This is a genomic window from Fulvivirga sedimenti (assembly GCF_020328055.1).
The window spans coordinates 1-12,282 of the sequence record NZ_JAIXNE010000001.1 but is presented as its reverse complement, the minus strand read 5'-3'; the positions used below and the strand labels follow the sequence as shown (position 1 = coordinate 12,282).

11 protein-coding genes and 1 tRNA gene are annotated in these 12,282 nt (G+C 45.8%); 9 read left to right on the top strand and 3 right to left on the bottom strand.

From position 1 onward, the window contains the following. Nucleotides 1–362: 362 nt before the first annotated feature. Nucleotides 363–2,786 carry an arylsulfatase gene (locus LDX50_RS00055; protein WP_225696354.1) on the top strand — a complete coding sequence of 808 codons (2,424 nt, stop codon included), beginning with the start codon at nt 363–365 and terminating at the stop codon, nt 2,784–2,786. Nucleotides 2,787–2,996: 210 nt separating this feature from the next. Here the strand turns inward: LDX50_RS00055 and LDX50_RS00050 are convergent. Together LDX50_RS00050 and LDX50_RS30710 are read right to left on the bottom strand one after the other, a co-directional pair. After that, a tRNA-Met gene (locus LDX50_RS00050) sits at nt 2,997–3,070 on the bottom strand. A 54-nt stretch (nt 3,071–3,124) separates the two neighbouring features. Next, a complete protein-coding gene (locus LDX50_RS30710; RefSeq protein ID WP_255647306.1) occupies nt 3,125–3,250 on the bottom strand; it encodes a hypothetical protein in 126 nt (41 codons plus the stop codon). 93 nt (nt 3,251–3,343) lie between these two features. On the opposite strand from LDX50_RS30710, the gene LDX50_RS00045 reads away from it, so the two are divergent. From LDX50_RS00045 to LDX50_RS00010, 8 genes are all read left to right on the top strand, one after another. Further along, nucleotides 3,344–3,739 (top strand): START-like domain-containing protein, encoded by a 396-nt coding sequence (locus LDX50_RS00045; protein WP_225696353.1) that lies wholly within the window; start codon nt 3,344–3,346, stop codon nt 3,737–3,739. 45 nt (nt 3,740–3,784) lie between these two features. Next, the gene (locus LDX50_RS00040; RefSeq protein WP_225696352.1) at nt 3,785–5,548 is read left to right on the top strand and encodes an LptF/LptG family permease; all 1,764 of its coding nucleotides are present in this window, start codon (nt 3,785–3,787) and stop codon (nt 5,546–5,548) included. Nucleotides 5,549–5,607: 59 nt separating this feature from the next. Then, nucleotides 5,608–5,883 carry a 30S ribosomal protein S15 gene (rpsO, locus tag LDX50_RS00035; protein WP_225696351.1) on the top strand — a complete coding sequence of 92 codons (276 nt, stop codon included), beginning with the start codon at nt 5,608–5,610 and terminating at the stop codon, nt 5,881–5,883. 107 nt (nt 5,884–5,990) lie between these two features. Next, nucleotides 5,991–8,126: a polyribonucleotide nucleotidyltransferase gene (gene pnp, locus LDX50_RS00030; RefSeq protein WP_225696350.1), complete on the top strand. Its 2,136-nt coding sequence runs from the start codon at nt 5,991–5,993 to the stop codon at nt 8,124–8,126. Between the two features lie 86 nt (nt 8,127–8,212). Further along, nucleotides 8,213–9,076 (top strand): sigma-70 family RNA polymerase sigma factor, encoded by an 864-nt coding sequence (locus LDX50_RS00025; RefSeq protein WP_225696349.1) that lies wholly within the window; start codon nt 8,213–8,215, stop codon nt 9,074–9,076. A 102-nt stretch (nt 9,077–9,178) separates the two neighbouring features. Further along, nucleotides 9,179–10,132, top strand: coding sequence for a thioredoxin-disulfide reductase (gene trxB / locus LDX50_RS00020; protein ID WP_225696348.1), 954 nt, complete (start codon nt 9,179–9,181; stop codon nt 10,130–10,132). A gap of 47 nt (nt 10,133–10,179) precedes the next feature. Continuing rightward, on the top strand, nt 10,180–10,899 hold the full coding sequence (gene bshB1 / locus LDX50_RS00015; protein WP_225696347.1) for a bacillithiol biosynthesis deacetylase BshB1: 720 nt from the start codon (nt 10,180–10,182) through the stop codon (nt 10,897–10,899). Nucleotides 10,900–10,901: 2 nt separating this feature from the next. Continuing rightward, the gene (locus LDX50_RS00010; protein ID WP_225696346.1) at nt 10,902–11,294 is read left to right on the top strand and encodes a DUF2721 domain-containing protein; all 393 of its coding nucleotides are present in this window, start codon (nt 10,902–10,904) and stop codon (nt 11,292–11,294) included. A 53-nt stretch (nt 11,295–11,347) separates the two neighbouring features. Here LDX50_RS00010 and tnpA read toward each other — a convergent pair whose 3' ends face one another. After that, entirely contained in the window at nt 11,348–11,794 is a 447-nt protein-coding gene (gene tnpA / locus LDX50_RS00005; RefSeq protein WP_225696345.1) for an IS200/IS605 family transposase, read from the bottom strand. Nucleotides 11,795–12,282 lie beyond the last annotated feature (488 nt).

The following is a 12,282-nucleotide window of genomic DNA, read 5'->3' as shown; positions in this document are numbered from 1 at the left end:
TTTGGTACGGTACGTTGATCAGGTAAGAAGTAATGGGGAGTAGGAAATAGGTGATAGGTTGTCCCATCCTAAGTGTACCGTAGGGATATCACATGGGTGGATATTGGCATTACTTTATCCGGACGTTGATTGTCCGGGTATTATTATTTTTTACCCCAAACAGGGGGTAGGGGGGTATGCGTAAATGAGGCGAGGGAGACAAAAATGAAAGGGGGTTTATGCCCTTAAAATTGGTTTCACAGATGAAATGATAATTCCGAACAAAATTTTTGAATCGCATACGGAGGAATTATAGTTGTAATTGTACATTTCGCGAATTATTCAATTATTAATTGTTCACACGTATCACCAAACCCTATTCTATGAAGTTTTTTTTCAACATCTTTCTTGCTGCGATTGCGGTTGTTTTTGTCTCTTCTTGTCAGCCTACGGAAGAAAAAACAACTGAAGCAGCAGCTGATTCTGAATTCAAAGGCAAGATTGCCCTTGATATTCGCGATTCGGAAGCCGACTGGACTCCTTACCTGCCAAAACAGGCGCCGAAGGATGCGCCAAATATTTTATTTATTCTATATGATGATACCGGGCTCGCAGCCTGGTCGCCCTATGGAGGGCGTATCAACATGCCCACGCTGGATAAGCTTGCGGCCAATGGACTGACTTATACACAGTGGCACACTACGGCACTTTGCTCGCCCACAAGATCTACCATACTAACTGGAAGAAATCATCACCTCAACGGTATGGCTGCCATCACAGAAGCGGCCGATGGTTTCCCCGGATCTAACGGGAGAATTCCTGATGATTGCGCTCCGTTTGCTGAAATTCTCCGTGAAAATGGATGGAGCACCTTCTGGATTGGTAAAAACCACAACGTTCCCGAACAGGACGTGGCACCAGGTGGAAGCCGTGCCGAATGGCCAACTTCTATTGGCTTTGACAGATTCTATGGATTTCTTGGGGGTGAAACCAACAACTGGTACCCGGATCTGGTAGAAGACAATAATTTCATTGAAGCACCCTATACACCGGAGGAGGGATACCACTTATCGAAGGATCTTGCCGACAAGGCACTTGAGATGTTGCGTGATCAGAATGCCACCAACCCTTCAAAGCCATGGTATATGTGGTTTAACCCGGGAGCCAACCACGCTCCGCATCATTCACCAAAGGAATATGCCGATAAATATCGCGGTAAATTCGATGACGGTTATGATGCCTATCGGGAGTGGGTTGTAAAGCGTATGATTGAAAAAGGTGTTCTGCCGGAGGATACAGAAATTACTGAGTTCAATCCGTTGCCCGATGAAATGGCAAATCCAGCGGATTATGTTCGTCCGTGGAATGAGTTGAATGCGGATGAAAAGAAACTCTTTGCAAGAATGGCTGAGGTATATGCCGGCTTTTCTGAATATACCGACGTTCAGATTGGTAGGATCGTTGATTACCTTGAGGAATCCGGCCAACTTGAAAATACGATCATCATCTATGCTGCCGATAATGGTGCTTCCGGAGAAGGAAGTCCGAATGGCTCCGTTAACGAAAATAAATTTTTCAACGGTTATCCCGACGACCTGGCAGAGAATCTGAAGTACCTGGATGTGCTGGGCGGACCGGAGACGTACAATCACTTTCCCACCGGATGGGCGGCAGCATTTTCAGCGCCTTTTAAGATGTTCAAACGTTACTCGCAGTTTGCCGGGGGAACGAATGATCCGCTGATCATTTCCTGGCCGAAGGGCATCAAGGCACGTGGTGAAATCCGGAACCAATATCATCACAGTGTTGATATTGTACCTACGCTGCTTGAAATATGCGGCATTGAAATGCCGGAGGTATATAATGGAGTAAAGCAGACGCCGTTGTCTGGCGTTTCGATGGCGTATACTTTTGATGCAGAGCCAAATGCGCCTACGCAGAAGGATGTTCAATATTATGCGATGCTTGGTACCCGCGGTATCTGGAAAGACGGCTGGAAAGCAGTGGCTATTCATGCGCCACTGACAGGGAAAGGTAACTTTGATAAAGACAAGTGGGAACTCTATCATGTGGAGGAAGATCGTTCCGAATCAAAAAACCTCGCCGATGAAAACCCTGAAAAATTGGAAGAACTGAAAGCAGCATGGTTTGCTGAAGCAGAAAAGAATAAGGTTTTGCCGTTGGATGACCGAAGCGCTGCGGAAGTGCTGGGAATTGAGAGGCCTGCGCAGGAACCTCCGCGTGATCGTTATATTTACTATCCGAATACAGCGCCCGTACCTGAAGGGGTGGCGGTGAATGTGAGAGGTCGGAATTTCAAGATCCTGGCAAATGTTGAGATTGAGGACCCGAATGCGTCCGGAGTAATTTTTGCACATGGGTCAAGATTTGGGGGGCATTCACTCTTCATTAAAGACAAGAAGCTTTACTACGTATATAACTTTCTTGGAATTAAGCCGGAACAGGTATTCGTATCAAACGTGACGCTGAAGCCGGGTAAGTATACGGTTGGTATGGAGTTCATTCGGGAAGATGCCGGAGAATACGGTGAATCGCTTGGCAAAATGAATTTGTACATTGACGAAGAGGTCGTAGCTTCGGGGCCGATGAAAACACAGCCGGCGAAATTTACGCTTTCCGGGGATGGCCTTTGTATTGGTTATGACAGTGGTGATGCGGTAAGTGACCTGTATGAGTCGCCCGGTGAATTTGAAGGTGGAAAGATTCAATTTGTGGGTGTAACCGTTGAGGGAACTCCGTATGTGGATCTCGAGGCTGAAGCGAGACGTGTGTTGATGTCCCATTAACATTTGAAGGATTAAGAAAAAAAGGGGACTTAACAGGTCCCCTTTTTTATTTTAAAAACCGATGGTGAATTCTCATTCTTGGTAGCTGCCGTCCTTCCTCGCCTTGCTTCGATAGAATGAGTTGGCGGAAATGAATCCAGCGTTCAGGAGAAATGCTGTACCTATGTTGTACCTGTAATGAAAAAAGGCCGTAAAAACGGCCTTTAAACGTAGCGAGGACGAGAGTTGAACTCGTGACCTCAGGGTTATGAATCCTGCGCTCTAACCAACTGAGCTACCTCGCCTTTTATCCACCGTAGTTTCACTTGCGAAACGTATGTGGAATAAATAATTTCTCCCTAACCAACTGCTTCGTCCACCGAAGCTTCAGCGAAGGTGGGAGCTACCTCGCCTTTTACCCTCCGAAGCCTTGGCGGAGGAGGGCTTTTTCCATCCAAGCCAACCTTGAATTGGAGCGCAAACATACGAAGTTTGTGAATTATTTTCCAATACCTGATTATTTTTATTTATATTAAGCCAACCGGGCGAAAAGGTGCCCAAAAGTCCTATATTAGCCTATGAGCAAGCATTTATTTACTGCGGATTTTGAGATAAACGCCTCAAAAAAAATGCTTTACCCGTATCTGAGTTCGGCATCAGGCCTCGCGCAGTGGATGGCCGACGACGTTACCATCAATGAGGATAAAGTGTATAACTTCATCTGGGATGAAGAAGATCATTTCGCAACCATGGTGTCACACCGTACGAATCACTATGTGCGGTATGAATTTTTACCCGAAGATGAAGAGGATGAAGATGATCCTTCCTACTTCGAACTCAGGCTCGAACTGAATGAACTCACCCAAAGCGTTTTCATCAAAGTGATCGATTATTCCGATATGGATGATAACGAAGAACTTTATGACCTTTGGGAAGGCCTCATTGATAACCTCAAGGAAACAGTAGGGGGGTAGCCAAAGTTTCCATAATTTTGGCGATGTTTTTGTAGCAGCTCCGGCATGAAGAAGATCGACAAGCTTATTCTCAGCTCCTTTTTAGGGCCATTTTTTCTGACTTTCGTGGTCGTTGTCTTCATCCTGCTCAACGTCCAGATGCTTAAATACTATGATGACTTCATGGGGAAAGGACTTAGCAACGGCTTGCTGGCCCAGCTATTCCTGTATTTTGGAATCGTCGTATCACCCACCGCATTTCCACTTGCAGTACTTCTCTCCTCCCTGATGACCTTCGGCAACCTGGGGGAACACTTCGAACTTACCGCCATTAAAAGCGCGGGCATCTCACTGGTGCGAGCCCTTGTGCCGATCTTTATTTTTGTTCTTGGACTCACTGCCGTGGCCTTCTATTCCAATAACAACCTCGTGCCGAAAGCTGCCCTGGAAGCCTACAGCCTTCTTTATGATATTAAACAAAAAAAGCCCGCTCTGGATCTTAGGGAGGGTGTATTTTACCAGGGAATTCCAGATTTCAGCATCAAGGTGAATAAGAAATACGCCGACGGACAGACCATCGGGGATGTCATCATCTACGACCACCGGGATGTAAGTGGCAATAAGAAAGTAACGCTTGCCGATTCCGGTAAGATGTATACAATTTTAAATGAACGGTACCTGAAGCTTGAGCTTTATGACGGACATACCTATATCGAGGGTAATGCGACTTCGGGGCGGACAGTGAACAATAGTGCCGAGCCATTAACCCGTAGCAGTTTTTCATATAGTCAGTTCGTCCTCGATCTGTCTTCATTCGCGCTGAACCGAACTGATAAGAATCTGTTTCAGACCAACAGAATCATGCGGAATCTGAACGAACTCGTTGAAGATGTTGATTCACTTAATGTGGATATCATGGATGAGCAGGTTGACCTCTACCGCCTGAACAAAACTGCCTTTTTCTACCACATGAAAAACGATACGATCCGGATGCCGTTTGAACTGGCTTCCCATAAGTTTTATCGTGACTCGGTGCGCTCCGCCAGGATGACCCTTCAGCAAACGGCCGACTCGGTTCTGACGATACCTTCGGATTCTCTTCAGGCCGCAGATTCAAGAGGAATAAAACAGGATTCACTCAAGGTAAATTCAGACTCAACGAGTATGCGTTCCGACAGCCTCCGCGGACCCCTTGTATCGACAACAAGACTTGGTCAGTCACCAACGGCAGTAGAGCGTCGGATTGAACGTATTCGCAACCAGCGAATCGACAGAAGTCGGGCGAGACTGAAACTCGACAGTATTCCAACAGAATCGGAACTGAAGGAATACCTGATGGATGATTCACTGGTACTTACCACAGTCCAGTCGGCACTCACACTCGCGCGACAGGCCAAGCAGCGTGTACTTTCGCACGAGTCCAGGATTGATCGCCTGGAAAAGGAGAAAATCATTTTCGAGATTCAGTGGCACAAGATCCTGAGTAATTCCTTCGCTTGTATCATGATGTTTCTGATCGGCGCACCACTCGGTTCGATCATCAAAAGGGGAGGGCTTGGCATACCTGTACTTGTCTCTATCGTATTCTTCATCATCTTTTATGTGCTTAGCATTATCGGTGAGAAATGGGCTAAAGCTGAACTGATTTCTCCAATGGCTGGTATTTGGGCAGCCAATTTCATACTTCTGCCTATTGGATTGATATTCCTGCGACAAGCAAGACTAGATGCGAGATTGTTTGATTCCGACTTCTATAATGTTCAGATTGAGCGTTTTAAAACCTGGTGGCAGAAGAAATTCACCCGGAAACCTGCTCAAATAAAAGGATAAGTACTTGTTCCTTATTCACCCGATTACTAACTTTGCGCTTTAATTTTAAAAGACTAGCTATGTATTTATCGACGGAGAAGAAAGTAGAGCTGTTTGAGAATCATGGTCGGTTGAAGTCAACAAAGGATACCGGTTCTGCCGAATCCCAGATTGCACTTTTTACCTACCGCATCAATCACCTCACAGAACACATGAAAAAGAATAGGAAAGACTATTCTACACAGCAGGGATTGCTGAAACTGGTAGGTAAGCGAAGAAAATTGCTGAACTACCTTCAGAAAGTTGATATCGAGCGTTACCGTGCGATCATCAGCGAATTGAATCTGAGAAAATAAAACAGTGGAAGGGGGACCGTTAGCGTTCCCCTTTTCTTTATGCCCGACGTATAAGAACGTATGGGCAAGCGGCCAATCGGAAAAAAAAGAATAATCATTTAATTTTTATGCAACTCAACGTTATTAACAAATCATTCAGCCTGCCAGACGGGCGAGAAATCTCTATTGAAACAGGTAAACTAGCAAAGCAGGCAGACGGCTCGGTCGTCGTGCGTATGGGTAACACCATGTTGCTGGCGACAGTCGTATCCGCACAGGATGCGAAGGAAAATGTCGATTTTTTACCATTATCGGTTGACTACCAGGAAAAATTTGCCAGCACAGGTAAAGTTCCGGGTGGATTCCTTAAGCGGGAAGGCCGGTTATCAGACTATGAAATATTAATCAGCCGCCTGGTCGACAGAGCCATCCGGCCTATGTTCCCGGATGACTATCATGCGGATACTCAAATAGCCATATCATTGATCTCGGGAGATGAAAATGCACTTCCCGATTCATTGGCAGCCTTAGCAGCTTCTGCTGCGCTGGCGGTTTCAGATATTCCTTTCAACGGTCCGATTTCCGAAGTACGTGTAGCCCGCGTGAACGGAGAATTCGTGATCAACCCTACAATGGCACAGAAGGAAGAAGCCGACATCGATATGATCGTTGCTGCGACGATCGATAACATTCTGATGGTGGAAGGCGAAATGCTGGAAGTATCGGAAGATGACATGCTGGAAGCGATTAAAGTAGCTCACGAGGCTATCAAGGTTCAGTGTCAGATTCAGAAAGAACTTGAAAAGGAAGCCGGTAAAACGGTAAAACGTGAATACAATCACGAGAACAACGACGAAGCGCTCATGGAGCGTATGCAGAAGGAATTGTACGATAAGGTATATGCCGTTGTGCAGAAAGCTAACCCCAACAAAGCGGAACGTTCCGAAAGCATTAAGAAAATAAAAGAAGATTTTGTTGCCAGTCTTGGCGAGGAACATGAATACGATGAATTCATGATCAGCCAGTATTTCAAAAAGATACAGAAAGAGGCTGCAAGAAATCTGGTACTTGACGAAACCATTCGTTTAGACGGAAGGAAAATGGACGAGATTCGTCCGATCTGGTCGGAAGTCGACTACCTTCCTATGACACATGGATCCGCGGTATTTACACGTGGGGAGACACAGTCACTTACTACGGTAACACTCGGAACCAAAATGGATGAGCAGCTGATCGACGGAGCCATGTATTCAGGCTCGAATAAATTTATGCTGCACTATAACTTCCCTGCCTTCTCAACCGGTGAGGTTCGTCCGAACCGCGGTCCAGGCCGTCGTGAGGTAGGACATGGAAACCTGGCGTGGAGAGCTTTGAAAGGCCAGTTGCCCAAGGAAAACCCATACACTATTCGCGTGGTTTCGGATATCCTGGAATCAAATGGTTCGTCTTCCATGGCGACTGTTTGTGCGGGTTCACTCGCTTTGATGGATGCTGGAATTCAGATTTCAAAACCTGTTTCAGGAATTGCAATGGGAATGATTTCCGACAGTAAAACCGGAAAATATGCGATTCTTTCGGATATACTTGGTGACGAGGATCACCTCGGTGACATGGACTTTAAAGTAACCGGAACCGAAGAAGGCATTACAGCTACCCAGATGGATATCAAGGTAGATGGTTTGTCATATGAAGTATTGAAGAAAGCCTTGGATCAGGCAAAGCAGGGACGTCTTCATATTCTGAATGAAATGAAGAAGACCATTGAAGCTCCCCGTGAGGATCTGAAGCCAAATGCACCGAGATCTGTGGTATTGAAAATCGATCGTGAAATGATCGGTGCGGTGATCGGACCAGGTGGTAAGGTTATCCAGGAGATTCAGAAGGAGACAGGAGCAACGATTGTTATTGAAGAGATTGATAATAAGGGTGTTGTGAACATCTTTGCAGTGAATAAGGATGACATGAATGCTGCAGTAAACCGGATCAAGGCGATCGCGGCGACTCCTGAAGTAGGTGAGGTTTATGAAGGTAAAGTGAAATCAATCATGCCATTTGGTGCATTCATCGAATTCATGCCAGGTAAGGATGGTCTGCTTCATATCAGTGAGATCAAATGGGAACGACTGGAGAGCATGGACGGCGTGATGGAAGTAGGCGAAGATGTTACCGTTAAATTGATCGACGTCGATAAAAAAACAGGAAAATATCGCCTTTCACGGAAGGTTCTGTTGCCAAAGCCTGAAAAGAAAACAGAAAATTCTTAAAGATTTTTAATAATTTTCGTGCTGTCCTATTTGGAACATTACCTTATTTCCCGCATAATTGTTGGTGGGAAATCGACGTTTATTGAATGAGACAGCTAAAAATAAGTAAACAGATCACCAACAGGGAGAGCCAATCTCTCGATAAGTATCTGCAGGAAATCGGCAAGGTGGATCTTCTCACCCCCGATGAGGAAGTTGAACTTGCTCAGCGGATCAGGGAAGGGGATCAACTGGCCCTGGAAAAGTTAACGAAAGCAAATCTCAGGTTCGTGGTATCTGTAGCAAAGCAGTACCAGAACCAGGGATTATCGCTTGGAGATCTGATTAACGAAGGAAACCTCGGACTCATTAAAGCAGCACAGCGCTTCGATGAAACCCGGGGTTTTAAATTTATCTCCTATGCGGTATGGTGGATCCGTCAGTCTATCCTGCAGGCCCTGGCCGAGCAGTCGCGGATCGTTCGTCTGCCCCTCAACAGGGTAGGTTCACTGAACAAAATATCAAAGACGTTTTCTGAACTGGAGCAAAAATTCGAGCGCGAGCCGTCTCCGGATGAGCTGGCGGAGGTGCTGGAAGTTACGACCGCTGAAGTAGTGGATACCATGAAAATCTCTGGTCGGCACGTTTCCATGGATGCCCCGTTTGTTCAGGGAGAAGAAAACAGTCTCCTGGATGTGCTTGAAAATGATCTGGAAGAAACCCCGGATTCTGAATTGATGAATGATTCGTTGCGCCGGGAGGTTCAACGGGCTCTTTCTACACTTACGCAGCGTGAAGCGGATGTAATTACACTCTACTTCGGACTGAATGGTGAACACAGCATGACACTGGAAGAGATTGGGGAAAAATTCAATCTTACCCGTGAACGTGTACGTCAGATCAAGGAGAAAGCCATTCGTCGTTTACGGCACACTTCCAGAAGCAAAGCATTAAAACCCTATTTAGGCTAGCAATCACGCCATCAGTAAAAGTTATCAGGCCCCTCGATTTTTGGGGCCTTTTTTTTGTATTTTTGCACTCGGCCATCCCCAAGGGATTAAATTGAAAGCAACATGAAAGAATCAAGCGAAAAAGTTAAAGTATTGATCATCGGGTCCGGTCCGGCAGGTTATACTGCGGCCATTTATGCAGCACGTGCTAATCTAAAGCCTGTGCTGATCACAGGTGGTGAACCGGGCGGACAGTTGACGACAACAAATGATGTGGAGAATTTTCCCGGCTACCCGGAAGGTATCAACGGTCCTCAAATGATGGTTGATCTTCAGAAGCAGGCTGAGCGATTTGGTACCGATATCCGTTATGGCATGGTGACAGCAGTAGATTTCTCAGGATATCCCCACAAAGCTACAATCGATGATAATTATGAGATCATTGCCGATGCAGTGATTATTTCAACAGGTGCAAGTGCGAAATACCTCGGACTCCCGTCAGAGGAAAAATATTATAACAAGGGCGTTAGTGCATGCGCTGTATGTGATGGATTCTTCTACCGTGGTAAGACCGTGGCTGTTGTTGGTGGGGGAGATACCGCCGCTGAAGAGGCAACTTACCTCGCGAATCTTTGTCCGAAAGTTTATCTGCTTGTCCGCCGCGATGAAATGCGGGCCTCGAAGATCATGCAGCAGCGTGTGATGAATTCAAAGAACATTGAAGTTCTCTGGAATACCGAGACTGAAGAGATACTCGGAGATGAGGAAGAAGTTAAAGGCGTACGTGTTCGCAATAACCAAACAGGCGAATCAAAGGATCTCGAGATCAGCGGATTTTTCGTGGCTATCGGTCATCAGCCCAATACGGATATCTTCAAGGAATATCTTGAGATGGACGAGGCAGGCTACCTTAAAGTTCAGCCTGGTTCAACACGAACGAATGTAGAAGGTGTTTTTGTTACCGGCGATGCGGCCGACAAGGTGTACCGGCAGGCTGTGACCGCCGCTGGTACAGGTTGTATGGGAGCCCTGGATGCAGAACGATTCCTCGCGGCCCGGGAGATGGAAATAGCATAATTGAATTTGCCGGCCTTGAGGGCCGGTTTTTTTTATAAATAATCGACATGAAATTAGATATACTGGCATTTGCGGCACATCCGGATGATACCGAACTCAGCTGTTCGGGAACGCTGGCAGCCCATATTGCAAAAGGATACAAGGTAGGTGTGGTTGATTTTACAAGAGGTGAGATGGGAACCCGGGGTTCCGCCGAATTACGTGATCACGAGGCACTTGATGCAGCCAGAACACTCGGACTTTCCGTGCGGGATAATCTGGGGTTTGAGGATGTCTTTTTTGCCGTCGACAAGCATCATTTACATGAAGTGGTTTGCAAGATCCGCCAATATCAACCCGGTATTGTAATTGCCAATGCCGTTCATGACCGTCATCCCGATCACGGGAAAGCAGCTAAGCTCGTGACGGAAGCCATTTTTCTTGCCGGTTTACGCAAGTATGAGACCCATGACGAGGATGGCAACAAGCAGGAGCCCTGGAGGCCGGATGCCGTCTATCATTATATCCAAAGTCTCTACATCAAGCCTGATATCGTAGTGGATATTTCTGATTATTGGGATCGGAAGGTTGAAGCAATTCAATGTTTCAAATCACAGTTTTATGACCCGGAGAGTGATGAGCCTGAAACCTTTATTTCAAAACCGGGATTTATGAAATTTCTGGAATCACGTGCGCGTGAATTTGGTTATGTTATTGGCGCTGAATATGGCGAAGGATTTACAGTAGAGCGTTATCCGGGTGTTCAGGACCTCTTTAACCTGAAATAGATATGCAGATCAATATTACCACACCTGCATTATTGTTTCCCGCGATTTCATTGCTGTTGCTGGCCTATACCAACAGGTTCCTTGCCATTGCAACCCTCATCCGGAATCTCAACAAGGATTATCATCAGTCCCCCGAGAAGCGTAACCTGGTGGCTCAAATCAACAACCTGAAGCTCCGCCTGCTGCTAATCCGTAATATGCAGATATTCGGTGTTGTAAGCTTCTTTCTATGCGTCCTGAGCATGTTTATGCTGTTCTCTGAAAATCCGTTGATTGGCAACTATATTTTCGGCGGCAGCCTCATTACCCTTCTTATCTCCCTGGGTATTTCAATCTATGAAATTCAGATCAGCACCCGCGCCCTGAATATTGATCTGGGCGAAATGGAGCGATAGTTTCAATGCTTATCTGAATGTCTGTTTGGACATTTGCTGCGAGGCAGGAATGTTTAGATGAAACGAGTGTCATATATAACGTTATTTTCATCCAAGAACGTCTTATATTCCTGGAGGAATGATTTTTTTTGATGGTGAATTTTTTGATTCTTAATGTAGTTAATCACTTTGGATGAATGTGATTTTGAACATGAAAAAGCGGCATATCCCGATTGCCAGCTAAATTTATCCCTTATGAGCCTGCTGGAATTAATCATATGACTTGAGCCTTGTTTTATATATTTCACTAGTTCTGAAATTGATTGATTCGGACTAATGGAAATCAGGATGTGTACATGATCGGGCATTCCGTTAATTTGTAACAATTTATGCCCGTTATTTTTGATTACCCCGGAGATAAACTTGTATAGTTTTTCTTCGATAGACTCGTTTATTAGCATTTGTCGCCCTTTGACGGAAAATACAATGTGTATTTGTAGTTGTGTGAATGTACCGCTCATCTTTTAAAGGAATAAAATGGCACGGACAAATCCTTATTATATGGAGCGTACCTTCAGCACGCGACAATAAATGATATCAGTGCTACGGAAGTAGCGTACCTTCGGCACGCATTGTTTATTGCCGGAATCAGGTGATGTTCCGAGGATAAAAATTTTGTCCTTAGGATCACAGGAGGGAATCCACAATCAGGTATTCAGCGTGCCAAAGGTACGCTCGGTGTGTAGAAAAACATAGTCGCAAGAATGTGCGTGCCGAAGGTACGCTCCGTGTGTAGACCAGGTCGGAGCAGGGAATCCACAATCAGGTATTCAGCGTGCCAAAGGTACGCTCTGTGTGTAGAAAAACATAGTCGCAAGAATGTGCGTGCCGAAGGTACGCACCGTGTGTAGACAAGGTCGGAGCAGGGAATCCACAATCAGGTATTCGGCGTGCCAAAGGTACGCTCGGTGTGTAGAAAAACATAGTCGCAAGAATGTGCGTGCCGAAG